This window comes from Mesorhizobium sp. Root554, from assembly GCF_001427025.1.
Taxonomy (GTDB): domain Bacteria; phylum Pseudomonadota; class Alphaproteobacteria; order Rhizobiales; family Rhizobiaceae; genus Mesorhizobium.
In genome coordinates this window covers 2870131-2893224 of the sequence record NZ_LMGA01000001.1, presented here as the reverse complement: position 1 = coordinate 2893224, position 23094 = coordinate 2870131, and the positions used below count along the sequence as shown (strand labels likewise).

21 protein-coding genes and 1 tRNA gene are annotated in these 23094 nt (G+C 62.0%); 13 read left to right on the top strand and 9 right to left on the bottom strand.

Annotated elements, in window-relative coordinates:
* Positions 1–35 precede the first annotated feature (35 nt).
* On the bottom strand, positions 36–2054 hold the full coding sequence (locus ASD44_RS14130; protein ID WP_056113177.1) for a thioredoxin domain-containing protein: 2019 nt from the start codon (positions 2052–2054) through the stop codon (positions 36–38).
* Between the two features lie 53 nt (positions 2055–2107).
* Between ASD44_RS14130 and mnmE the strand changes: the two genes are divergently transcribed.
* The 5 genes from mnmE (at position 2108) to ASD44_RS14105 (ending at position 7766) form a co-directional block, all read left to right on the top strand.
* Complete coding sequence (mnmE, locus tag ASD44_RS14125; RefSeq protein WP_056113175.1) at positions 2108–3433, top strand: tRNA uridine-5-carboxymethylaminomethyl(34) synthesis GTPase MnmE; 1326 nt, start codon at positions 2108–2110, stop codon at positions 3431–3433.
* A 67-nt stretch (positions 3434–3500) separates the two neighbouring features.
* On the top strand, positions 3501–5372 hold the full coding sequence (mnmG, locus tag ASD44_RS14120; RefSeq protein WP_056113171.1) for a tRNA uridine-5-carboxymethylaminomethyl(34) synthesis enzyme MnmG: 1872 nt from the start codon (positions 3501–3503) through the stop codon (positions 5370–5372).
* Positions 5369–6013 carry a 16S rRNA (guanine(527)-N(7))-methyltransferase RsmG gene (gene rsmG, locus ASD44_RS14115; RefSeq protein WP_056113169.1) on the top strand — a complete coding sequence of 215 codons (645 nt, stop codon included), beginning with the start codon at positions 5369–5371 and terminating at the stop codon, positions 6011–6013. The genes mnmG and rsmG overlap by 4 nt, the downstream gene beginning before the upstream one ends.
* Before the next feature lie 35 nt (positions 6014–6048).
* Positions 6049–6849, top strand: a complete 801-nt coding sequence (locus ASD44_RS14110; protein WP_056113166.1) for a ParA family protein — start codon at positions 6049–6051, stop codon at positions 6847–6849.
* A 32-nt stretch (positions 6850–6881) separates the two neighbouring features.
* The gene (locus tag ASD44_RS14105) at positions 6882–7766 is read left to right on the top strand and encodes a ParB/RepB/Spo0J family partition protein (protein ID WP_056113163.1); all 885 of its coding nucleotides are present in this window, start codon (positions 6882–6884) and stop codon (positions 7764–7766) included.
* 17 nt (positions 7767–7783) lie between these two features.
* Here ASD44_RS14105 and holA read toward each other — a convergent pair whose 3' ends face one another.
* Positions 7784–8833, bottom strand: a complete 1050-nt coding sequence (holA, locus tag ASD44_RS14100) for a DNA polymerase III subunit delta (RefSeq protein WP_056113160.1) — start codon at positions 8831–8833, stop codon at positions 7784–7786.
* Positions 8834–8954: 121 nt separating this feature from the next.
* Positions 8955–9029, bottom strand: a tRNA-Gly gene (locus ASD44_RS14095).
* Between the two features lie 211 nt (positions 9030–9240).
* On the opposite strand from ASD44_RS14095, the gene ASD44_RS14090 reads away from it, so the two are divergent.
* The 4 genes from ASD44_RS14090 to ASD44_RS14075 all read left to right on the top strand — a co-directional run bounded on the left by ASD44_RS14090 (position 9241) and on the right by ASD44_RS14075 (position 11778).
* Positions 9241–9738 (top strand): prolyl-tRNA synthetase associated domain-containing protein, encoded by a 498-nt coding sequence (locus ASD44_RS14090; protein ID WP_056116225.1) that lies wholly within the window; start codon positions 9241–9243, stop codon positions 9736–9738.
* Between the two features lie 77 nt (positions 9739–9815).
* Complete coding sequence (gene trxA, locus ASD44_RS14085; RefSeq protein ID WP_056116222.1) at positions 9816–10796, top strand: thioredoxin; 981 nt, start codon at positions 9816–9818, stop codon at positions 10794–10796.
* A gap of 71 nt (positions 10797–10867) precedes the next feature.
* Positions 10868–11539 (top strand): LON peptidase substrate-binding domain-containing protein, encoded by a 672-nt coding sequence (locus ASD44_RS14080; protein ID WP_056113158.1) that lies wholly within the window; start codon positions 10868–10870, stop codon positions 11537–11539.
* A gap of 29 nt (positions 11540–11568) precedes the next feature.
* On the top strand, positions 11569–11778 hold the full coding sequence (locus ASD44_RS14075) for a Trm112 family protein (protein WP_056116219.1): 210 nt from the start codon (positions 11569–11571) through the stop codon (positions 11776–11778).
* A gap of 39 nt (positions 11779–11817) precedes the next feature.
* Here the strand turns inward: ASD44_RS14075 and ASD44_RS14070 are convergent, their stop codons facing one another.
* From ASD44_RS14070 to ASD44_RS18790, 3 genes are read right to left on the bottom strand one after another with little or no spacing between them, the layout of a single operon-like run.
* The gene (locus tag ASD44_RS14070; RefSeq protein WP_056113155.1) at positions 11818–15138 is read right to left on the bottom strand and encodes an error-prone DNA polymerase; all 3321 of its coding nucleotides are present in this window, start codon (positions 15136–15138) and stop codon (positions 11818–11820) included.
* Positions 15135–16613 carry a DNA polymerase Y family protein gene (locus tag ASD44_RS14065; RefSeq protein ID WP_244478839.1) on the bottom strand — a complete coding sequence of 493 codons (1479 nt, stop codon included), beginning with the start codon at positions 16611–16613 and terminating at the stop codon, positions 15135–15137. Before ASD44_RS14065 ends, ASD44_RS14070 begins: the two co-directional genes overlap by 4 nt.
* 16 nt (positions 16614–16629) lie before the next feature.
* Positions 16630–17577, bottom strand: a complete 948-nt coding sequence (locus ASD44_RS18790; protein ID WP_244478777.1) for a hypothetical protein — start codon at positions 17575–17577, stop codon at positions 16630–16632.
* A 184-nt stretch (positions 17578–17761) separates the two neighbouring features.
* On the opposite strand from ASD44_RS18790, the gene ASD44_RS14060 reads away from it, so the two are divergent.
* Entirely contained in the window at positions 17762–18184 is a 423-nt protein-coding gene (locus ASD44_RS14060; RefSeq protein WP_056113146.1) for a metallopeptidase family protein, read from the top strand.
* A gap of 88 nt (positions 18185–18272) precedes the next feature.
* Here ASD44_RS14060 and ASD44_RS14055 read toward each other — a convergent pair whose 3' ends face one another.
* Together ASD44_RS14055 and ASD44_RS14050 are read right to left on the bottom strand one after the other, a co-directional pair.
* A complete protein-coding gene (locus tag ASD44_RS14055) occupies positions 18273–18482 on the bottom strand; it encodes a DUF1737 domain-containing protein (RefSeq protein ID WP_056113143.1) in 210 nt (69 codons plus the stop codon).
* Positions 18483–18512: 30 nt separating this feature from the next.
* Positions 18513–19391, bottom strand: a complete 879-nt coding sequence (locus tag ASD44_RS14050) for a CoA ester lyase (RefSeq protein ID WP_056113140.1) — start codon at positions 19389–19391, stop codon at positions 18513–18515.
* Positions 19392–19475: 84 nt separating this feature from the next.
* Here ASD44_RS14050 and ASD44_RS14045 point away from each other — a divergent pair, with 84 nt between their 5' ends.
* From ASD44_RS14045 to ASD44_RS14035, 3 genes are all read left to right on the top strand, one after another.
* Positions 19476–20645 (top strand): FAD-binding oxidoreductase, encoded by a 1170-nt coding sequence (locus ASD44_RS14045; RefSeq protein WP_056113138.1) that lies wholly within the window; start codon positions 19476–19478, stop codon positions 20643–20645.
* Between the two features lie 600 nt (positions 20646–21245).
* Entirely contained in the window at positions 21246–21689 is a 444-nt protein-coding gene (locus ASD44_RS14040; protein ID WP_056113135.1) for an Rrf2 family transcriptional regulator, read from the top strand.
* Positions 21690–21698: 9 nt separating this feature from the next.
* Complete coding sequence (locus tag ASD44_RS14035; RefSeq protein ID WP_056113132.1) at positions 21699–22580, top strand: NAD(P)/FAD-dependent oxidoreductase; 882 nt, start codon at positions 21699–21701, stop codon at positions 22578–22580.
* Here the strand turns inward: ASD44_RS14035 and ASD44_RS14030 are convergent.
* Positions 22577–22999, bottom strand: a complete 423-nt coding sequence (locus tag ASD44_RS14030) for a GNAT family N-acetyltransferase (RefSeq protein WP_056113128.1) — start codon at positions 22997–22999, stop codon at positions 22577–22579. The genes ASD44_RS14035 and ASD44_RS14030 overlap by 4 nt on opposite strands.
* Positions 23000–23094: the final 95 nt, after the last annotated feature.

Below are 23094 nucleotides of genomic sequence, written 5' to 3'. Positions count from 1 at the left end.
CTGATTTTCGATCGCATGGCTCAAGGCGCCGGGCATCAGCGCTTCCTGAGCCTGGCTTGCAGGTCGGTCGCATCCCATATCGGCGGATGACACAACTGGCCGATGCACAGATAGGCCGCAGGCCTGTCTGTGGCGGGGTGCGTTCCGTCTGGCAGCGTTGCCCCGCCGCCATTTGCGCTCAAAGGCAGAACGATATCGACGCGCCTGGGGTCCGGGTGTCGATTCGCTACCGTAACAAATGCCGGGTTGTCCGGATCATCGACGAGGATGAGTTTCATCGGTTCGATGACCACCGCACAGGCATTGACGATGCCGACCTGTCCATAGGTCTGGCGTGAAGCCCGGCCGAAGGCGTGTTCGGCTACGACAATGGCTTTCTCCTGCAGCTTTATATCGCCAGTTGCCGTCGCCAGCTTCTGCAAGGCCTCGATGATCTGGGCGGTGGCGGACGGGATCGCCTCGTCAACATCGCCGCGGACGCGAAGCGGCACATCGGCGCTGTCGTAAGCCGTCAGATAGTAGCCTGTCCTGTCCGTATCGGAATGCCAGCGGTCGAGCATTTCCATGAAATGCCGGGCATGGTTCAGGAATCGTCGGTCGGACGTCGCTTCGAACAGGGCCACCGCCGCACTGGTCATCGCGGCATAGTCACTCGACAGCGCTGGAAACAGCGCCTGTCGGTCAAGCTGTGAATGGGGAAGCCTGCCTTCCTGCGAGGACTCCAGTATCGATAGAAACGCTTTCCCTGCCCGTTCTATCCATTGGGCCCGGCCCAGAGAACGACCGCATTCAGCAAGGGCGGCGATCGCCAGGCCGTTCCAATCGGTCAGGACCTTGTCATCCCGACCGGGCATGGGACGGCGCGCGCGGGCAGCAAGTAGCCCTTCCTTCAGGCCGGCCGCTTTTTGAGCATCGACGATGCTTGCACTCTGTTGCCCGCTGGTCTGGAACAGAATTGGATCGCCCTCCCAACCGGGGGGCTTCTCCAGCGAGAAGTAATTGTAAAACAAGGAGGAGTCGGTCCCGAGCGCTTCGTCGATGTCTTCTTTCTTCCACGTGTAGAATAGCCCTTCCTCACCTTGGCTGTCGGCGTCATAGCTGGCCGTGAAACCGTCGCCCGATGAAGACATTTCACGCAGAAGCCACGCGATGGTTTCTTCGATTCGTATCCGGAACAAATCGTTTGCCGTTTCGCCCAGCGCCCAATTGCACAGACGGAGCAACTGGGCGTTGTCATAGAGCATTTTCTCGAAATGAGGCACCAGCCAGCGCTCGTCCGTCGAGTATCGGCTAAGGCCGCCTCCAACATGATCGTAAATGCCGCCAGCGAGCATACGTTCGAGACTGAGTAGTACGAGATCGCGATGTCCGGCATTTCCTGTCCCGATCCACGACAGCCAAAGGCTATGCATGAACGGTGCGTTGGGAAATTTCGGGGCGCCGCGCATGCCGCCCAGTTCGGGATCCATCATTTGCCCGATCCTGCCTGCCAGCGTCGGGAGCTGATCGGGATCGAGTCCGATTTTGCTCGCGGTGCTCGAGAGCTGAGCCTCGACATGGCTGGACAAGGCGTGGGCGCTGTTTGTCAGATCGTCCTTCTTCTCGTTCCAGCTCTTGGCGATGGCCTCGAGGACTTGCCCAAAGGAAGGGCGCCCATATCGGGGCTCTGGCGGAAAATAAGTCCCGCCCCAGAATGGCTTGCCCTCCGGCGTCAGAAACATGGTAAGCGGCCAACCGCCCTGCTCTCCCATAGCCGACAAGGCAGCCATGTAGATCTGGTCGATATCGGGCCGCTCCTCCCTGTCCACCTTGATATTGACGAAGAGACGGTTCATTAGGGCGGCGGTTTCCTGGCTTTCGAAGCTTTCGTGCGCCATGACATGACACCAGTGGCAAGCGGCGTAGCCGACCGACAGAAGAATTGGCCGGTCCAGCGCCTGCGCTTCCGCCAGGGAGGCTGCCGACCAGCCCCGCCAATGAACGGGATTGCCGGCGTGCTGTCGCAGATACGGGCTGGCTTCCTTGTCGAGCAGATTATGTTGCGGCTGGTTCATGTCGGCATCCCTAGAGACTTCAGATCAAACTACGGCTATCCGGTTCCGCGGCAATGAATTTCACACACTCCATCGTTGCATTGTCGAGCGGCAGGCTGCCAGCGGGAGTGGCGGTGATCCGTCTGTCGGGCCACCACTGTCGATTCGCTCTCGAAACGATCGTTAACGGAGCTGCTTTTTCACCCCGGAAAGCAGTGGTCGCTGATTTCAGCAATGCCGCTGGCGAGAGGATCGATCGCGGTCTGACGCTTTTTTTTCCAGGCCCGGCCAGCTTTACCGGCGAGGACGTCGTCGAATTCCATGTGCATGGCGGCCGCGCCGTTGTCGCGTCGATGATCGAAGCCCTGACATCCATCGACGGCGTGCGCCTGGCAGAGCCGGGGGAATTCACCCGGCGCGCCTTTCTCAACGGCAAGCTCGATCTGGTGGAGACCGAGGCTTTGGCGGATTTGATCGCCGCCGAGACCGAGGCGCAGCGACGTTTTGCGGCGGCCAATGCTGGCGGCGCACAGAGCGAACTCTATCTCGGCTGGCGGCAACGGTTGGTGCACGCCCGCGCCATGATCGAAGCGGAGATCGATTTTGCCGACGAGGACGATGTACCGGGATCGGTCGCGTCGTCGGTGTGGACGGATGTGGAGGCGCTCGCTGCGGAAATTCAGAATCACATTGATGGATTCCACGCTGCAGAGATCATTCGCGACGGCTTTGACGTGGTTATCGTCGGCGCTCCCAATGCCGGAAAGTCCAGTCTTCTCAATGCATTGGCGCGGCGTGAGGTAGCCATCGTAACGGACGAGCCGGGCACGACACGCGACTTGCTGGAGGTGATGCTGGATCTGGGCGGATTGCCCGTGCGGATAACGGATACGGCGGGTTTGCGCGACGGTGCGGGAAAGGTGGAATCGATCGGGATCGAACGGGCGAAGGGGCGGTTGGACGGCGCCGACCTCGTTCTCCTGCTCACCGATTTGGTTTCGCCTGTCGACCCGAAGCTTCCGACGCTCTCGTCGGCAGTGATGCGGATAGGCACCAAGCTCGATCTGGTGCCCGATGGAGAAGACCGGCATCAGTACGACATGGCAATCTCGGTCAGGACTGAGGCCGGGCTTGATATTCTGCTCGATGAACTGAAACGCCGCGCGGCGTCGGCGGCAGGGTTCCATGGCGATATCTTGCCGTCGAGGCTCCGCCATGTCGAATTGCTGAGGCGGTGCCGGGAATTCCTGCTCGTATGCCTGGCTGGCCGCGGTCGCGGCGCTGAACTTCATGCCGAGGATTTGCGTCTGGCCGCTGACCAGCTGGGCCGGATCGTTGGCAGTATCGATACCGAAGAACTGCTCGATGTCATTTTCGGTCAATTTTGTATAGGGAAGTGATTCACGTGAAACATGCACCGGTGCTTGTCGTTTCACGTGAAACGCTGATGATGGCGGATATGGACCCATGGATTTGAATTTCGATGTGGTTGTGGTCGGCGGAGGACATGCGGGTTGCGAGGCCGCCGCCGCCGCAGCGCGCTTTGGCGCCAACACGGCGCTGGTGACGCTGTCCTTCAATACAATCGGTGCGATGTCCTGCAATCCCGCAATCGGGGGCCTCGGCAAGGGCCATCTGGTGCGCGAGGTCGATGCGATGGACGGGCTGATGGGCCGGGTCGCAGACGCCGCCGGAATTCAGTTTCGTCTCCTCAACCGGCGCAAGGGCCCGGCGGTGCGTGGACCGCGGACGCAAGCAGACCGGAAGCTTTATCGCCAGGCAATGCAGACGGCGATTCTTGAGCAATCGGGACTTTCGGTGATCGAAGGCCAAGTTGCCGACCTGATAGTCCAGAATGAAAGAACGACAAGTGTTGTTCTGGCCGATGGGCGCCGTATCCGCTGCGGGGCCATTGTTCTGACCACGGGCACGTTCCTGCGTGGATTGATTCATATCGGCGAACGCAAGATCACCGCCGGGCGGATGAATGAACCGGCGTCAATCGGCCTCTCGGCAGCCATGTCCCGCATTGGTTTCCGGCTCGGACGCCTCAAGACCGGAACGCCTCCCCGGCTCGATGGACGGACCATCGACTGGGCCGGCCTCGACATGCAAGCTGCCGATGCCGATCCTGTGCCGTTCTCGTTGATGACGGATGGAATCATCAACCCGCAGATCGAATGCGGGATCACGCGGACTACCGCCGCCACACATGATGTCATACGGCAGAATCTCGGGCGTTCGGCCATGTATTCCGGTTCGATCGAAGGAGTGGGCCCACGTTACTGCCCGTCCATCGAAGACAAAATCGTCAAGTTCGGTGACAGGGAAGGTCATCAAATCTTTCTGGAGCCGGAAGGGCTGGACGATACTACCGTTTACCCCAACGGCATTTCGACCTCATTACCGGAAGAAGTCCAGTTGGAAGTCCTAAAGACCATTCCCGGACTTGGGCGCGCGACAATGCTGCAGCCCGGTTACGCCATCGAGTACGACCATATCGATCCGCGCGAGCTTGAGCCGTCGCTGGAGACGCGGCGTGTGACCGGGCTTTTCCTGGCCGGACAGATCAACGGCACCACCGGGTATGAGGAGGCCGCCGCACAAGGTCTCCTTGCCGGGGTCAATGCCGCCCGCCGCGCTTCCGGCGCCGACGGCGTGGTGCTGAGCCGTTCGGAGGCCTATCTGGGAGTTATGGTCGACGATCTGACCAGTCGAGGCATAGCCGAACCATACCGCATGTTCACGTCCAGGGCGGAATTTCGGCTTTCACTGCGAGCGGACAATGCCGATGAACGCCTGACGCCGAGGGCAGAAGCCCTTGGAATCGTAGGGGAAGCGAGGCGGCAGCGGTTTCGCCTCGTCCAGGATCGTTTCCAAAAAGCGAAGAATTTGGCCTTCCAGACCACTTTGACGCCCAATGAAGCCGCAAGATATGGACTGGCGGTCAATCAGGACGGCGTCCGTCGGTCGGCGTATGAGTTGCTGTCCCATGCGGACGTAAGCGTGGAATGGCTGGCTCGTATCGAACCTCAATTTGGCGATATCGATGCCAGGACCGCCGAAACCCTTGAGACAGAGGCCAAATACGCTGTCTATCTCGATCGGCAGCGAGCGGACGTCGAGCAGTTGCGCCACGAAGAAGCCCGCCTCATTCCGGACGGTCTCGATTTCTCCACGATTCCCGGTCTTTCGAACGAACTGCGGCAAAAAATGCGGGATCGCCGGCCGCGTTCCGTCGCCGAGGCGCAACGGATGGAGGGGATGACCCCGGCGGCGCTTGGTTTGGTGATCGCCCATGTTCGGAATGCAGAGCTCCTCCAAAGAGGTGCGGCTTGACTGCCGCAACCATCGAGAGTCTCCGGGCGGTCGCGGGACCCGTTTCACGTGAAACATTTGAGGGGCTTCAGGCCTTCGAGCAGCTTTTCCGCAAGTGGAACCAGCGTATAAACCTTGTCGCATCTTCAACGGAGGGTGAGATTTGGCGGCGCCATGTGCTGGACAGCGCCCAGCTAATGTCAATTGCCCCTGACGCAACGAACTGGCTGGACCTGGGCTCGGGCGGTGGATTTCCCGGACTTGTGGTGGCATTTCTTTTGCAAGAGCGCCGCGGATTCATCCGTTTGGTTGAAAGCAACCGGAAAAAAGCGTCATTTCTACAAACCACAATCGGTCAATTCGGCCTCCCCGCGCATGTATTTGCCCAGCGAATTCATGATTGCTATCAACTGGTGCCCCAGCCCGAAATTGTTACCGCCCGCGCCGTGGCGCCCCTGGTCGCCTTACTGGACCTCGCTGCGCCGTGGCTGACGAACGGTGCAACCGGTCTGTTCCATAAAGGACGGGATTATCGGCAGGAGGTGGCAGAAAGCGCTCACCACTGGGCTTTCGATCTGATAGAACATCCCAGTCTGGTCGATCCGGAAGGCGTCGTTCTCGAATTTAGAAATTTACGATCCGTGTCGAAGAAACCGGATTAATGACCTGAATTATCGGCATATATTCGGCATATATCATGAATCATAGCGGCCCACGAATCATCACAGTCGCCAATCAGAAGGGCGGGGTCGGCAAGACGACGACGGCGATCAACCTCGCCACGGCCCTGGCGGCCATTGGCGAGCGGGTGCTGATCGTCGATCTCGACCCGCAGGGCAATGCCAGTACAGGTCTGGGTATCGATCGGCGCGATCGCGCCGTTTCGTCATACGATGTGCTGATGGGTGAACTGACGCTGGAAGGCGCCGCGATGGCGACGGCCGTGCCTGGGCTATTCGTCGTGCCATCGACCCTGGATCTGCTCGGCGTCGAGATGGAGATCGCCGCCTCGCCGGATCGTGTGCTGCGGCTACGCAACGCGATTCGCGAATCGACCCTGAGAACGCCTGATTTCAGCTATATTCTCATCGATTGCCCGCCTTCACTGAATTTGCTGACCTTGAACTCCATGGCGGCAGCGGATTCGGTGCTGGTTCCGCTCCAGTGCGAGTTTTTCGCACTTGAGGGGTTGAGCCAGTTGCTTGAGACTGTCGAGCAGGTGCGGGCCTCGATCAATCCCGACCTGACGATCCAGGGAATCGTCCTGACCATGTTCGATGGCCGGAACAATCTCGCCAACCAGGTTGTGCAGGATGTGCGGGCGCATATGGGTGAAAAGGTCTACGAGACCGTCATTCCCCGTAACGTGCGCGTTTCCGAGGCTCCATCCTATGGCAAGCCGGCAATTCTGTATGATTTAAAGTGCTCAGGCAGCCAAGCCTATCTGCAGCTTGCTTCGGAGGTGATCCGCCGGGAACGCCGCTTGAGGGCCGCATAATTGATTCGATATCGAAACGATCTGGAAGAAGCATGACTGAAGATCCGGCAAGAAAACGCCTCGGCCGAGGCCTGGCAGCCCTGATCGGCGAAATGGACCGTCCCGCTGAGACGGCCGAAAGGCCGCGGGCTTCAGCGGATGGCCGGGTTCCGATCGAATTCGTCTCGCCCAATCCCAAGAACCCGAGGCGCAGCTTCGGCGAGGCAGATCTTGCCGACCTTGCGCAGTCGATTCGCGAGCATGGCGTGGTGCAGCCGGTCGTCGTGCGACCGTCGCCCCAGCAAAGCGACAGATTCGAAATCATCGCCGGCGAGCGCCGCTGGCGGGCGGCGCAGCGCGCCGGGCTTGCTGAAATCCCCGTTATCGTCCGCGACGTCAACGACCGCACGGCACTTGAACTCGCCATCATTGAGAACGTGCAGCGCGCCGATCTCAATCCGGTCGAAGAGGCGCTGGGCTATCAGCAATTGATCGACGATCACGGCTACAGCCAGGCCGATCTCGGACAGGTGATCGGCAAAAGCCGTAGCCATGTCGCCAACACGCTGCGTCTGCTGAGGCTTCCGGAGGTGATACGCGACATGCTGGTCGACGGAGCGCTTTCCGCCGGTCACGCCAGGACGCTGGTGACGGCTCAGGATCCGGCAGGGCTGGCTAAGCGGATCGTCGAGGACGGGTTATCCGTTCGTCAGGCCGAAGCACTGGCGCAAATGCCGGCAGCCCGGGAGGGTGGCGGCAAGTCCAGCAGTTCGCACGAGAAAGATACCGATACTCTGGCGCTCGAGAAGCTTTTGACCGACGTGACGGGAATGCAGGTCTCGATAGCCCACAAAAACCACGGCGGACACCTTCGCATCGCCTATCGAACACTGGACCAACTTGATGAACTGTGCCGGCGGCTGAAGCAGGAACGGTGATATTTAGCCGGCTCTAGTTATTCCCGTTGTTTCAAAAGACGGGCGCCTTCGACGGCAATTCCAAGCAATGCCTGCCTTGCCACGGCGATCGACATGTCGGAACGGCGCCGGGTCTGAAGAACGGCGGCCTGCAAGCGTGTCAGAGCACGGGAAAGCGCCTCGGAATTCCATCGTTCAAGAGCCTTTTCGACAGACTTTCGCCGGCTAAAGAATACCGGGGGACGTGCTGAGGCGACGATTGCGGCAGCGCTCTTCCGGTCGGTTTCCAGCACTGCGCGCATGGCATGCAGGGAGTGGAATTGTCGCATGACGGTCAACAGCGCCTGAAATGGGTGCCCGCCTGCCTGGCACTGCCGGCTGAATGCGGTATCGAAATCCTCGACCCGCCCTTCCAGCAAAGCATCCAGTGCATTGTCGAAGGACTGACCCGATACGTCGCCGGTCAAGGCTCTCACGTCATCAAGACCAACTTCGCCGGCGCCGTGGGCAAAGAGCGCCAGCTTGGCCACCTCGCCTCTCGAAGCCAGCCTGTCGCCGCCCAGACTGCGGCGCAGCGTGTGCCTGGCTTCGAGGCTGATGGTCATTCCCGCCTTGGTCAATTCCTCATCGATAAGCTGGTCGATGTCGCGGCCGCTGTCGGAGTAGCATGGCAGGGCGATGGCGTTTGCGGCGCTCTCCACCAGAGCGCGCAGCGCGGCGCCCTTCTTGAGGTCGCCGGCTTCGACCAGAATGATCGCATCGCCGGGCGGATCGGCGGCCAGGGCCTTGATGTCTTCGGTCAGGCCTTTCTGCGCGCCGGCATTTCGCACCCATAGAAGTCGCCGATCCGAGAACATCGGGACGGTGCGCGCCTCGTCGAGAAGGCGGCCCTCTTCACGGTCGATGTCGGCCGCATCGAGCTTGACCACGGAAAACGGGTCGTCGAGGGCGAGACCGGTTTTCTTGGCGAAGTCGCTGCTCCGCTCGGCGACAAGCCCTCGATCGGGACCATAGATCAGCACGATCGAAAACCGCGGGTCCGGTCTTGCCAGCCAGGAATCGACTTCGAATGCTTTCTTCTGCGCCATTGATCTCTCCTAGCATGGAGAGGCCCTGCGCGCATGCGTTTTGCCGGCCACCGAACAAGATTCCAGACGGCAAAAAGGCCCGGATATCCGAGCCTCTAAGCACTTCAGAATTAAGAAGATTTGGAGCGGGTGAAGCGATTCGAACGCTCGACCCCAACCTTGGCAAGGTTGTGCTCTACCCCTGAGCTACACCCGCTCGCGCGGCCTTGGCCGCAAGCCGCGCCTATATGGCCGAAGAGCGCGGCGATTGCAACAGGGAAATCGTGGACTTTGAAACCTTCGCGCTGGAGACGTGGAAAGCTCGCTCTCACATCATCGAGAGCCGCAATAAACACAAAGAAGCACAAGCCTCTTGTCTCTTTTGTCATCTTGGCCAAAAACGGCAGTTCGACGGTGCGGATGATCCAATGCCAAAATCTGAAGAAGACCTTTTTGCTTTCCTCGACGAACTGGGAATTGCGGTTTCGACGCTGCGTCACCCGCCGCTTTTCACCGTGGCCGATTCGCAGGCGCTGCGCGGTGAAATCCCCGGAGGGCACACCAAGAACCTCTTTTTGAAGGACAAGAAGGACCATTACTTCCTGGTGACCGTCGATGAAGAGGCGTCGGTCGATCTGAAGCAGATACACCATCTGATCGGCGCCGCCGGCCGTGTCTCTTTTGGGAGGTCTGAAAAACTGATGGAGCTGCTGGGCGTCGTTCCGGGTGCGGTCACAGTGTTCGGGCTCATCAATGACGCCCGGCTGGAGGTCAAGGTTGTCCTCGATGAGGCGTTGATGCAAAATGCGGTCATCAACGCGCATCCGCTGACCAATGAGGCGACGACGTCGATTGCCGCAGGCGATTTGCTCTCGTTCATCAAGGCGACAGGGCACGATCCCGTCATCTTGAAAGTGGCCGCGTGATCGCCACATGCGTGGGCACGGCAGACCGGGTTGCGGTCTTCGATATCGAAATTGAGCAGGACGCGGCGAAGGGCCAGATGACGACGAACAACGACAATCCATTTCGCGCCGCGGGCGGCCAGTACACCACCACTGTCCAGTTCGGCGGCGATGGCGGCCCGGCAAGCGCAGCGCCGGCTGCCGCTGCCGACATCATCAAGGACACCACGACGGCGACTTTTACCGCCGACGTCATTCAGGAATCGCGAACCCAGCCTGTCCTGGTGGATTTCTGGGCTCCGTGGTGCAATCCGTGCAAGCAGCTCACGCCGGTTCTCGAAAAGGTGGTCAGGAATGCCGGCGGCCGGGTGAAACTGGTCAAGATGAATATCGACGAGCACCCCTCGATTGCCGGACAGCTCGGCATCCAGTCCATTCCGGCGGTCATTGCCTTCAGCAACGGGCAGCCCGTCGACGGCTTCATGGGCGCCATTCCTGAAAGTCAGGTGGAAGAGTTCATCGCCAAACTGGCAGGCAAGAACGGCGCGCAACCAAAGCTCGATGAAACCTTGGCAGCGGCAGCGGAAGCGCGCGCCAAGGGTGACATCCAGGGTGCCGCCGGCCTTTATGACGCCGTCCTGCAGCAGGCTCCCGACTCGGTCGAGGCGATTGCCGGACTGGCGGATTTGCTGTTCGAGGCCGGAGACAGGGAGGGCGCCGAGGCGCTGCTGGACGGCGCGCCGGAGGCGAAGAAGGACGCGCCGGCCCTGGCCGCAGTCCGCGCCAAGATGGCGCTGGCCGATCAGGCCGCTTTGCTGGGTGACGCGGCGGAGTTCGAAAAGCGTCTGGCCGAAAACCCGAAGGACCATCAAGCGCGGTTCGATCTGGCCATGATCCAGAATGCGCACGGCGATCGGGAAAAAGCGGCCGACAGCCTGCTTGCCATCATCAGGACCGACCGCAGCTGGCAGGACGATGCGGCGCGAACGCAGCTGCTGCAGTTTTTCGAGGCCTGGGGAGTGACCGATGAGGCGACGCTTTCGGCGCGCAGGAAGCTTTCGTCGCTGTTATTTTCCTGATCAAGCTTGCCATGCCGCGATTACCGGCCAGATCAACAGGGGAATATTTGTCGATGGGACTGGGATGATCAGTGCAGGCAGGTAACGCACATTATCGGCGCGACAAGGATCTGCCCCAGACGGTTCCGGTCTTTCCACTTGCCGGTGCGTTGCTGTTGCCGGGCGGCCGCATGCCGCTCAATGTTTTCGAGCCGCGCTACCTGCAGATGCTGGATGACGTGCTGGCCGACCACCGCCTGATCGGAATCATCCAGCCAAGTCTCGAGGGCGCTGTTCGTGCCGATGGCGAGCCCGAATTGTGCAATGTCGGCTGTCTGGGGCGCATCACCTCCTTTGCCGAAACCGGGGACGGACGATACCTGATCTCGCTGCAGGGCGTCTGCCGCTTCAGGGTGGCGCAGGAGATGGCGGCGAAGACGCCTTTCCGGCAATGCCGGATAATGCCGTTTCTGGCCGATCTGCAAGAGGACCAGTCCTCTAACGAAATCGACCGGCCATCTCTGTTGAAGACGTTTCGAGCTTATCTCCAGGCGAACGACCTGGAGGCCGATTGGGAAAGCGTCAGCCGCGCCGACAACACGATGCTGGTCAACGCGCTTTCTATGATGGCGCCCTATGGATCGGCGGAGAAGCAGGCGCTGCTGGAGGCCGCGGACCTGAAAACGCGGGCGGAAACGCTGGTTGCGATTACCGAAATGGCGCTGGCGCGCGATACCGATGATTTCGGCTCAAGCCTGCAATAGTGGGGCCTGCAATAGTGAGCGAGACTGCAATGGCCCAGGACCGTGAACCCGGCAAAGCGCAGGTGGATCCTAAACTTCTCGAACTGCTGGCGTGTCCGCTGACAAAGGGGCCGCTGGTCTGGGATGGCGAACATGGCGAACTGGTGTCCAGGCTGGCGCGGCTTGCCTATCCGGTGCGAGACGGAATTCCGATCATGCTCCCCTCGGAAGCCCGGTCGATCGGCAGCGACGGCAAATAGGAAGGGGCCGCCGGCTCCGCCACAGGTCAACCTCCTCGATCATTGGAAATTGCGTCCTTTCGGCATGACGTCGTTTGCATGACGCACTGTCATCTCGGAAACGCCGTCCGTTTCTTCGACTGACTCTTCGGAAGAACGCAGAACGCCCAGCCAGGAGGAGAGGTCCTCCATGGATTGGGCAACGATATGGACGACACCGGAAGCCGATTGAAGCTTGCCGGTGACGCGGATGAATTTCGAACCCATGATCACCGGCAGCAGCCGGTCGAAATCCCGCCTCCAGACGATGATATTGGCGATCGCTTCCTCATCTTCCAGAGTCAGGAAAATGGCATTGCCCTTGCCGGGACGCTGCCGCACCAGCACCAGACCGGCGACGGAGACCTTGCGGCCATTGTCGAGCGCGGCCAGCCTTATGTTAGGGGTGACGCCAGCCCGGTCAAGCCGCCGGCGCAGGAAGGAAATCGGGTGCGCCTTGAGCGACATGCCGAGCGAGCGGTAGTCATGCAGGACATGCTCGCCCAGCGGCATGACCGGAAGCCGGGTCTCGGGCTCATTGTCAGTCAGGACAAGCCCCGGTTGATCGAGCAGCGGCAGATTGGCCGTGCTCCTGTCGCCAAGAGCCCTGACCGCCCAAAGCGCAGCCCGGCGGTCGAGGCCGATAGAGCGAAAGCCATCGGCATTGGCGAGGCATTCGATCTCCCTCACCTCGAGACCCGACCGCAGCCAGACGTCGCGCACTGAAGTGTAGCCAGCCTCGCGCCGTGCGACGAAGGCGTTCATACGCGCTTCGGACAGGCCTTTGACCTGATTGAAGCCGAGCCGCACAGCCCGCATGGATTTGATGACGGGCCGCATCTCGACATGGCGCGCGGCGACCCGAGCTGGCTGGAAGCCGCCCTTGACTAGCGTGCAGGCCCAATCTGAGTGATTGATGTCGACAGGTTTGATTTCGATGCCGTGGTCCTGCGCATCGCGGATGAGCTGCGCCGGGGCATAGAAGCCCATGGGCTGGGAGTTGAGGATGGCGGCGCAGAAGATGTCCGGGTAAAAGGTCTTGAACCAGCAGGATGCATAGACGAGCAGGGCGAAGGAAGCCGCGTGGCTTTCGGGGAAGCCATAGTCGCCAAAGCCTTCGATCTGGCTGAAGCAGCGCTCGGCGAACTCTTTCTCATAACCGTTGCCGACCATGCCCTCGATGAATTCACGCTTGTGGCCGTCGATTGTGCCATTGCGCCGAAACGTCGCCATCGATCGGCGCAACTGATCGGCCTTGCTCGGTTTGAAGCCGGCGGCGTCGATGGCGATTTTCATCGCCTGTTCCTGGAACAGCGGCACGCCCAGCGTCCTTTTCAGAATCGCTTCCAGCACCGGACTCGGATAGTCGATCTTTTCCACCCCCATCCGGCGGCGCAAATAGGGATGCACCATGTTGCCCTGGATGGGACCGGGGCGGACGATCGCCACTTCGATGACGAGATCGTAGAATCGGCGCGGTCTCAGCCGGGGCAGCATCGACATCTGCGCACGCGATTCGATCTGGAAAACGCCGAGCGTGTCGGCCCGGCAGATCATGTCATAGACCTTGGGATCTTCTTGCGGCAGCGTCGCCAGGGTGACCGGTCGGCCGTATTCGTCGCGGACCCGATAGTGATCTTCCAAGAGGGTGAAGGCCCTCTTCAAGCAGGTGAGCATGCCGAGCGCCAGGACATCGACCTTGAGGAGGCCGACGGCATCGAGGTCGTCCTTGTCCCATTCGACCATCTTGCGTTCGGGCATGGCCGTTTTCATGATCGGAACGATCTCGTCGAGCCGATCCTTGGTGATGACGAAGCCGCCGACATGCTGCGAAAGATGGCGGGGAAAGCCCATGATCTCATTGGAGCGATCGATGACATGGCGGGATATGGCCTGTTCCAGATCGAGCCCGCCAGCCTTGGCTTCGTGCTCGCCGAGCGTGGACGACCACCAGCCCCAGATCGAGCCGGAAAGCGCGCTGCGCGCATCGTCGGAAAGTCCCATCGCCTTGCCGACCTCGCGCAGGGCGGAGCGGCCGCGATAGGAAATCACCGCCGCCGCCAGCGCAGTGTGCTTCTGGCTGTATTTCTCGTAGATATAGGCGATGATCTTGTCGCGGTGCTCATGTTCGAAATCGACGTCGATGTCGGGCGGCTCGTCACGTTCGGTCGAGACGAAGCGCTCGAACAGAACCTCGATCAGCGACGGATCGACATCGGTAATGCCGAGGCAATAGCAGATCACGGAATTGGCGGCCGAGCCGCGTCCCTGGCACAGGACATCCGCCTTTTCCCGTGCGAAGCGGACGATGTCATTCACGGTCAGGAAATACCGGGCATAGGTCTTCTCCGCGATGATCGCCAGTTCATGGCGGATCAGGCCGGTGACTTTTTGCGGAATGCCGCCGGGATAGCGCCGGTGGGCGCCTTTCCAGGTCAATCGTTCCAGTTCGGTCTGCGGATCGACGCCTTCCTCGGTCGTTTCCTCGGGATAATTGTGCTTCAATTCATCGAGCGAGAAGGTCAGGCTTTCGGCAAAGCGCAGCGTCTCGTCCAGCGCTTCCGGATGGCGGCGGAACAGCCGCGCCATTTCAAAACCGGACTTCATGTGGCGCTCGGCATTGGCTTCCAGAGCGAACCCGGCCTCGGCGACGGTCTTGTTCAGCCGGATGGCGGTCAGCACATCCTGCAGCGGCCGGCGCTCGGATGCGTGATAGAGCACGTCGTTGGTGGCCATCAGCGGCAATTTCGCCGCGCCAGCCAAAGCCGCGGCTTTCTCCAGACGGAAATGGTCGTCGCCGTGATAGGCGGGGGCGGCGGCCAATCGGATGTCGTCGCCGAACCGATATTTCAGCCCGCGCAGCAGAGTAAGCGTTGCGTCTTCGGTAGCGGCCAGTTCAGGCAGGACCGCCAGGGACAGCCGATCGCCCCATTCCAGAAGATCGGTTCGCTTGAGAAGCGTCGCGCCTTTCCCGGTCTCGTCGCGCAAATTGGCCTGGGTCAGCATGCGGCACAAATGCCCCCAACCCTGGCGGTCCTGCGGATAGGCCAGGATGTCAGGCGTTTCGTCGGCAAAGACGAGGCGGCAACCGGGATGATAGGGCAGGTGCACGGGCTCTGCGTCGGCAAGCTGGATATGCTTTGACTGGCTCCAGGCGCGCACCACGCCAGCGACGCTGTTGCGGTCGGCAAGACCCATGCCGGCATGACCGAACATGCAGGCGGCGACGACCAGTTCCTCTGGCTGTGAGGCGCCGCGCAGGAAAGAGAAATTCGACTGGACGCCGAACTCGATATAGCGCGGTTCAATTGGCGTGCTGCAGGGCGGTAGCGTCGGCCTCATGCGAAGATGCCGTGCAGGAACCAGCGCGGGGGCGCATCGGCATTGCCGTAAGATCCCTGGCGGTAAAGCCAGTAGCGCCGGCCGTCGGTATCCTCGACGTGGAAATAATCGCGAACCGAACGCGTCGTTTTCAGCGCCGCGGCCTGCTTGCGGCGCTTTTCGTGATCCGGATCCGTTTCACCGTCCTTTTTCTCGACGGGAGGCAAGCTCTCAAGCCACCATTCCGGGCTGATCCGCTCCGGCCCTTCGACACGGGCAATGCGGTAATGTGCGCGTCGCCAACGGAATTGCAGGGGCGGACCCTCCGGGACTTCGGCCACGACCTCGACGTGTTCGGGCTGGCGGAGCAAACGCATCGGGCGCTCCGCCCTGGCCGGCAGCGCGGTCTCGACGATTTTGGCGGCATTGGCGAAGGATGAAAAAGCCACTGACCGTTCCGGCAGGTGACTTGCGACGGGAACCGGCCGACGCACGGCGTTGCGGCCGAGCCGAGCGCAGACCCGGTCGACGAACAGCGCCAGATCGGCGTCGTCGTCGCGATCCGCATGGCCAAGATCGACTTGCTGTGCGGCAAGCGGCGCAACCGATTCCACCGCGAGCCGGACGAGATCGAAGCCGCAGCCGGTGTCGAGGCTATCGCCAAGTGCCGCCAACCGTTCATGGAAAAGTTTTGCCATCCGGTCCGGGGCACGCGCCGGCCGTGACAGATGAACGGAAAGCCGGGTGACGGCGCCATCGACCCGAAACAGGAAGAGCCGCAGGCCGAGCGCGCCGGCGCCACGCCTTTCCAGCGCTTCCTGGAGCGCTGTGGCGAGGAGAAGAATAATGCGCTCGATGTCCTCCACCATCATGACGGGTTCGGCTAGCGCGCGCTCGGCCGACAGTTCCGGCACCGGCATGCGCGGAGACAGCGCTTCGTCGATCTGGCCGAGCGCCTGATCAAGACGCAGGACAAGCGCCTTGCCGAAGCGGCGGACAAGCGGCGCGCGGGGCGTCGTCATGACTGCCTCGATCGTGCGTAGGCCCACGCTGTCGAGGGCCGTGCAGATCGTTGCATCGAGACGTAAAGCCGCCAGCGGCAATGGCATCAGCCAACCGGCTTCCTCGCCATCGGGCACGACGAAATTGCCGCGAAAACGGGCGACGGCCCAAGCCGTGCCGGCCGTTGCGGCGACGGCGGCGCTTGCTTCAAGACCCTGCTCGGAAAAGCGGCGCAGCATGTTGGCGACCAGAGCCTCCTCGCCGCCGAAAAGATGGCTGCAGCCGGTGATGTCGAGGAAAAGCCCGTCGGTTCCGTCGAGCGCCACCAGCGGCGTGTAGCGGTCGCACCAGTCGGCGAGGCCTTCGAGCAGGCGGCGGTCGGCTTCGGGGTCGGCCTCGACGATTTCCACCGAAGGATGCATGGCGCGCGCATCGGCAACGCCCATACCTCGCTTCAGTTTCAGCATCTCGGCGCGATGGTCGAGCGCGGCGATGCGCTGAGCGTTGCCGTCACGATGGCTGACGAGCAGCGGGGGGAAAGCGGAACAGGCCGTAAGCCATGCGCGGCCCAGCCGCTGCCGCCATATCCGGTCGGTGGCGAGGTAGGGGAACCAGAGCGACAGGATCCTGCGGCCTGCCGTGCCGGAGTGCATCACGCGTTTCAAAGGTGCGTTCATCGGCATTCCATTCGAGTACAAAGCGCGCTGAAGGCGCCAGACGGTTCTTGTCGAGGGCGATGATGAAGGCCGGTGGCCCAATGGAACCAGCGAGCGGCCGGCCAAGGATATGCCGCTTCCCGGCCGGCGCCGGGGTGACGGCGAAGCGCAGGGGTGCGGCGGTCGCCTCGGCCTGTGCCGACTGTCGGAGCAGGAAGACCGGGCGGCCCGCCTCGGCAGCGCGGCGGTGCAGCCGGCGTGTCGCGGTCAGGTCCAGCCGTTGCGGATTGCCTGAGATCTCGATGACGACGGTCGCCAGTGTCTTCAGCCCAGCCGCCTCCTCGGCGATCCACAGCGCATCGACCGGTCTCGGCGCTTCGGCGAACAGCACGCCCTGCGGCATAATGCCGAACAGGCGGGAAAGCCCATGCGCATAGGGAAGGCCCGCTTCGGCGAAAAACCCTGATGTGCCGATCCACAGAACCGGCTTTGACGGCGCCTGTTTGAGCAGGAGGCTGATCAGCGACAGCGTGAAACCCGTCACGGCGCCGGCATCGCGGGAATGCTGGCCGTGGATTTCGGTCAACGCTGCCTTGGAAATCCCGCCGCCCAGCGCTTCGTCCAAGGCTGGGACTCCGGTAATGAGCAGGCTGGCCTCGCCGCGAGGGCGGCCATTGTGGCGCAGCACGACTGCGTCCTCCGAACCGGGTTCGGCGAACCGTTCGGGCAGCGTGCCTTCTATCCTCGAGATTTCCCGGCGCAGGGCGAAAATAGCCTTCTGCGCCACGGCGTTCGTCGCCATGGCGGTCGCTTTCCTACAGTTTGTTCCTGTTGTGTTCTTATAGATTCCTGAGCCTGCGACGAGAGTCAAGCGCCCCGAAGAAAAGAATTTATTCCTGTTGTTTTCGAAGCGGCCCCGCCGGGCATGACCGTCGTTTGCCGAGTCCCGTACAAAAGCCTATATGCCGCGAGACGAAGGACGAAGAATGGCCCGCATCTACAAGACCCGCACCTGGCATGGTGAACTATCACCCTCGCTGGAAGAACTGGAGTTCCTGGCGCTGGAGGCCTATGCGCATCTGCCGGCGGATTTCCGCAATCTGACCGGCGAGATCATCATCCAGATGGCGGAATTCCCTACCGACGAGATCATGGACGATTTGTCGCTGGAAACGCCCTTCGACCTGCTCGGCCTATTCGAGGGGCGCGGCATTGCCGAGCGCTGGAACCCGGCGACCGGCGAGGGGCCGAACCGGATAACGCTCTACCGCCGCGCCATCCTCGACTACTGGGCCGAGAACGAGGAGACGCTGGGCGACATTGTCACCCATGTTCTGATCCACGAGATCGGCCACCATTTCGGCCTGTCCGACGACGACATGGAAAAGCTCGAGGAAGCGGCGGAGTAGAACTGTCCGCTTTAGAGCGATTCAGAACTAAACGCCCTATCCGCCTCGTTTCGCTCGGCACCTTTTCCTGAAGGGGCAAGGAAAAGTCCTACCAGTCGCCCAGCTTGGTTTCGCCTGCCTTGTATTCCTGGCCATCGACATCCTTCACCACGGCCTGGCCGCATCGCATGACCTTGCCCTTCTTGTCGTAGGCGTAGGTGGGCGAACCGTAGAGGTGCCAGCCCTTGTTCAAGGCCGCGGTCACCTTGTGACAGAATTTGGAATCGTCGACTTCGGTGAGGAAACGGTAGAGTCGCATCGGGTCGATCCTATGCTGTAATCTTCGTTATCATGCGCCAATCGCCCCGGCCTTGGCGAGAAGTCTTTCGGCCTGGGCGAGATGCAGGCGCTCAACCATTCTGCCATCCAGGCCGATGACGCCCTTGCCGGCGTTCTCCGGCCTGGCGAAAGCATCCCGGATGGCGCGGGCTTCCGTCAAGGCCACCTCCGAGGGCGAAAACGACTTGTTGACCGCCTCGATCTGTGCCGGGTGGATGACGCTCTTGCCGTCGAATCCCATGGCGACCGCCTCGGCACATTCGCGCGCCAGGCCGTCGGCATCGCGGAAATCGTTGAAGACGCCATCGACGACATCGAGGCCGCCGGCACGCGCAGCCAACAATATCTGCATCAGCCACGGCACCATATAGCGCCGGTCCGGCAAAGCGAGGACACCGGTTTCCTTGGCCAGATCGTTGGTGCCGGCGACAAAACAGGCAAGCCGCGAGGCCGGGTCGCGGCCGAGTTCGGCGATGGCGCCGATGTTGAGCAGGCCCTTCGGCGTCTCGATCATCGCCCACAACCGGACGCTTTCCGGCGCAAAGGCATCGTCCAGCACATCGCCGGCCTCGATTATATCGCGCGCCGTATCCACCTTGGGCAGGAGGATTCCGTCCGGTTCGCAGGCGGCGGCGGCGGCGAGATCGTCGCTGCCCCATTCGCTGGCGAGCGCGTTGACGCGGATGATCATCTCGTAGCGCTTGCCCGGCCGGTTGGCGAAAATGGCGCCGAGCTTTTCGCGGGCGGCGGCCTTGTCCTGCAGCGCGACGGCATCCTCGAGGTCGATGACGACGGCATCGCAGGCAAGCGTGGCGATCTTGGCCAGCGCCTTGTCGTTGGTGGCGGGTACGTAAAGCACGGAACGGCGCGGGCGGTATGTCTGGGTCATCTGGTCTTCTTGCCTTTCAAGGCTGGCCCTTGCAAGGTCTAGCGGCTCAAGCTGTTTGCATCGAAGCAATCCGGGACATGCATCATGGCGCACTATGACATCGTGATCGTCGGCGGGGCCATCGTCGGCTCGTCGCTCGCCTATCATCTGCGCAAGGAAGGGTTTTCGGGGACGGTGGCGCTGATCGAGCGCGATCCGCAGTTTGCCCACGCGGCGACGACCCTGTCGATGGCGTCGATCCGCCAGCAATTCTCCATCGCCGAAAACATCCGCCTGTCGCGCTTCACGCTCGGCCTGTTCCGGCGATTGCGCGAGGAGTTCGGCACTGAGGCCGATATCGGCTTCCGCGAAGGTGGCTATCTGATCCTCGCCGGCGAGGAAGGCCTGCCGATCCTCAAGGCGAACCATGAAACACAGATCGCCGAGGGCGCCGACATCGTGCTGGAGGATATCGAGGCGCTGCGGCGGCGTTTCCCCTGGCTTTCGCCGGAAGGCGTGGTTGCCGGCGCGCTCGGGTTGAGCGGCGAAGGCTGGTTCGACGCCCATGCGCTGCTGGCTCTGTTGCGCAAGGCGCTGCGCGGCATGGATGTCGATCTTATCACCGCGCCGGTCGCCGCGATCGGCCGGGAGGGCAACCGCGTCACCGGCGTGACGCTCGCCAATGGCGAGCGGCTGGACGCCGGCATCGTCGTCAACGCCGCTGGCCCCAATGCCGGCAAGGTCGCCGCCATGGCCGGCATCGCCCTGCCGGTCGAGCCGCGCAAGCGCACGGTGTTCGTGTTCGAAGCGCGAGAAAAATTCGCCGACATGCCGCTGCTGGTCGATCCGAGCGGCATCTATGTGCGGCCGGAAGGCTCGGTCTATCTGACCGGTGGCGCCGAATCGGAAGAGGGCGAGACCGCCGCCGACCCGGCCGATTTCGAGCCGGAATGGAGCCTGTTCGAGGAAACGATCTGGCCGGTGCTGGCGACCCGCATCCCGGCCTTCGAGGCGATCAAGATGACGCGCGCCTGGGCTGGTCATTATGACTACAACACGCTCGACCAGAATGCGGTGATCGGGCCGCATCCCCAGGTCGGCAACTTTCTCTTCGCCAACGGCTTTTCCGGGCATGGGCTGCAGCAGGCGCCGGCGGTGGGCAAGGCGCTGGCGGAACTGGTCGTGCATGGCGGCTACCGCTCCATCGATTGCTCGGCCTTTGGCTACGAACGGGTGACGTCCGGGCGTCCGTTCCGGGAACTGAATGTGATTTGAACGGACGCGCCTCCTCTTCGCCACGCCCTGCTTTCGCAGTCTGGCCATTGCCGGAGAATTGACCTGCCACAAGGCGAAGGTCGGGAAGACGGGCGGTCGCGCGATCGCTCATCTGGGAGGGGGCAGTCGTGCGGTCTCACAACCGCCCGTCCAGTCTTTACCGCGGCTTCCGCAGGGGAGCTCCCCGGTCAAGGGAGCGGAGCTGCTTCTTTGGAAGGAAGCTTACCGCTCCGGAGGAAAACCCAGCGCTGCCTCATCAGGCCCGCTTGTCTCTTGCCCGCGCCCCGTTACCGGCTGGCGAACAATTTTCAAGTCTTCCCCTTCCGGAAAAGGACCGCGGCCCGCCTCCGCCGCCACGTTAGCGGTTTTGCCGGGAACCGGTTCCTCTACGCACAACCACCGTCATGACCGGCGCTCCCGCGGTAGGAACTACGGAGAGTGTAGGAGGGGATGGAGAGGGCGTGGATAGATTTTTTGTTGGAAGCGCGCGGCCTCTGGGACCGGAGCCGGCCAGCCCAGGCTTCGCTGCAGCTTCCGATGACGATGGCTTCGGCAGCGGCTTCTTGACAGCCTGTTCATATTCGTAATATCAAAAGTTACATGAAAAGAGACAGCCGCCTTTCCTCAGTCCTGCACGCGCTTCTGCACATGGCCGAACACGATCGGCCGATGACGTCGGAGGCGCTGGCGCAATGCATGAACACCAATCCCGTCGTTGTGCGGCGCACGATGGGACTGCTGCGCGAGGCCGGGATCGTCGCTTCGGCGCGCGGCCATGCCGGCGGTTGGTCGATTACCGCCGATCTGTCGACGGTGACACTGCGCCAACTGCACGAGGTTCTTGGCGAACCGGCTGTCTTTGCCATCGGCAACCACAGCGAAGTGCCGGAATGCCTGGTCGAACAGTCGGTCAATGCCGCGCTCGACGGCGCCTTCGCCAAGGCCGAAGCGCTGCTGCTGGAACATTTCGCGCAGGTGAGGATCGGCGACATCGCAGCGGATTTTGCCCGGCGGCACCAATCCATCCGGACGCCGCAAGCATAGGACATCGACATGCAGCATGATGTGATCATTATCGGCGGCAGCTATGCCGGCATGGCCGCCGCGCTGCAGCTTCTGCGCGCGCGCCGCTCGGTGCTGGTGATCGACGCGGGGCAGCGCCGCAATCGCTTCGCCAGCCATTCCTACGGGTTTCTCGGCCAGGATGGCGTCGATCCGGCGGTCCTTGCGGCCAAGGCGCGCGAACAGCTTCTCGCCTATCCGACGCTGACCTGGATCGACGGACGCGCGGAAACAGCGCGGGGCGACAAGGACGCCTTTGTCGTCGGGATCGAGGACGGTGACGAGCATGGAGGGCGCCGCCTGCTTTTCGCCACCGGGGTCGCCGATACTTTACCTGCCATCGAGGGCGTCGGGGAACGGTGGGGCAAGAGCATCTTCCACTGTCCCTATTGCCATGGCTATGAACTCGGCCGAGGCCGGATCGGCGTCATCGGCACGAGCCAGATGTCGGTGCACCAGGCGCAGTTCATCCCCGAATGGGGCGCGGTGACGTTCTTTACCAATGACGCCGTGCCGCTCGACGATGCGATACGCGCTGACCTGGTGGCGCGCCAGGTCAGCGTCGAGGAAACACCCATCGCAAGAATCAAAGGCCATGCGGATGTGGAATTGACAGACGGGCGGGTTCTTTCCTTCGCCGGGCTTTTCACCGCGACTGAGACGCATCCTGCCTCGTCCGTCGCCGCAGGCCTTGGTGCCGAGCTGGAGCCGACGCCGTTCGGATCGCAGATCAAGACCGAAGAGACCAAGGAAACGACCGTGCCGGGCGCGTTCGCCTGTGGTGATGCGGCACGTATCCCTCATTCGGTCACGCTGGCGGTTGGCGACGGCGCCTGGGCCGGTGTGCAGCTTCATCGCTCGCTGGTGTTCTAGCGTTCGCGTTTTTGCCAAAACGCATCGGTCATGCGTGCCAGGCCAACGCGCTCGTAGAAGCCGACCGCGTCCGGCATCGAGATCAGCGCAAGCGCAACCCACGGGCCCAGCCGGCGGCGGGTTTCGTCCAGCAGGCCTTTGCCGATGCCGAGGCCTTGCGCCTGTTTCGACACCGCCAATTCGGAGATGTAGCAGACCCATGAAAAATCGGTGATGGCGCGGCAGACGCCGATCAGTTCGCCTTCGGGGCCGCCAAGACGGGCGGTCAACAAGAGATCGGCGCCGTCGAGCATCGCCTTCAGCCGCTCCGGATCGACAGGACGGGTCGCGCCAAGCCCGGATTCTTCCAGCACGCGACGGAATTCGGCGGGACCGAGGCCAGGTTCGGCAGCGTATATTACGGCAGGGCGGTCGCTCATGCCGGCAGTTTGCACGAAAATGGAATGGTTTCGACCGGTTTTCCAACGCCGGCAGGCAGCAGGACCATTCCTGAATCAAGACCCGCCCGCAACAG

Bases quoted from the DNA above. Each gene is read 5' to 3' on its own strand.
- ASD44_RS14130 (WP_056113177.1), bottom strand. From the start codon at position 2,054: ATGAACCAGCCGCAACATAATCTGCTCGACAAGGAAGCCAGCCCGTAT.
- mnmE (WP_056113175.1), top strand. From the start codon at position 2,108: ATGAATTTCACACACTCCATCGTTGCATTGTCGAGCGGCAGGCTGCCA.
- mnmG (WP_056113171.1), top strand. From the start codon at position 3,501: ATGGATTTGAATTTCGATGTGGTTGTGGTCGGCGGAGGACATGCGGGT.
- ASD44_RS14110 (WP_056113166.1), top strand. From the start codon at position 6,049: ATGAATCATAGCGGCCCACGAATCATCACAGTCGCCAATCAGAAGGGC.
- ASD44_RS14105 (WP_056113163.1), top strand. From the start codon at position 6,882: ATGACTGAAGATCCGGCAAGAAAACGCCTCGGCCGAGGCCTGGCAGCC.
- holA (WP_056113160.1), bottom strand. From the start codon at position 8,833: ATGGCGCAGAAGAAAGCATTCGAAGTCGATTCCTGGCTGGCAAGACCG.
- ASD44_RS14090 (WP_056116225.1), top strand. From the start codon at position 9,241: ATGCCAAAATCTGAAGAAGACCTTTTTGCTTTCCTCGACGAACTGGGA.
- trxA (WP_056116222.1), top strand. From the start codon at position 9,816: ATGACGACGAACAACGACAATCCATTTCGCGCCGCGGGCGGCCAGTAC.
- ASD44_RS14075 (WP_056116219.1), top strand. From the start codon at position 11,569: ATGGCCCAGGACCGTGAACCCGGCAAAGCGCAGGTGGATCCTAAACTT.
- ASD44_RS14070 (WP_056113155.1), bottom strand. From the start codon at position 15,138: ATGAGGCCGACGCTACCGCCCTGCAGCACGCCAATTGAACCGCGCTAT.
- ASD44_RS18790 (WP_244478777.1), bottom strand. From the start codon at position 17,577: ATGGCGACGAACGCCGTGGCGCAGAAGGCTATTTTCGCCCTGCGCCGG.
- ASD44_RS14060 (WP_056113146.1), top strand. From the start codon at position 17,762: ATGGCCCGCATCTACAAGACCCGCACCTGGCATGGTGAACTATCACCC.
- ASD44_RS14055 (WP_056113143.1), bottom strand. From the start codon at position 18,482: ATGCGACTCTACCGTTTCCTCACCGAAGTCGACGATTCCAAATTCTGT.
- ASD44_RS14050 (WP_056113140.1), bottom strand. From the start codon at position 19,391: ATGACCCAGACATACCGCCCGCGCCGTTCCGTGCTTTACGTACCCGCC.
- ASD44_RS14045 (WP_056113138.1), top strand. From the start codon at position 19,476: ATGGCGCACTATGACATCGTGATCGTCGGCGGGGCCATCGTCGGCTCG.
- ASD44_RS14040 (WP_056113135.1), top strand. From the start codon at position 21,246: ATGAAAAGAGACAGCCGCCTTTCCTCAGTCCTGCACGCGCTTCTGCAC.
- ASD44_RS14035 (WP_056113132.1), top strand. From the start codon at position 21,699: ATGCAGCATGATGTGATCATTATCGGCGGCAGCTATGCCGGCATGGCC.
- ASD44_RS14030 (WP_056113128.1), bottom strand. From the start codon at position 22,999: ATGAGCGACCGCCCTGCCGTAATATACGCTGCCGAACCTGGCCTCGGT.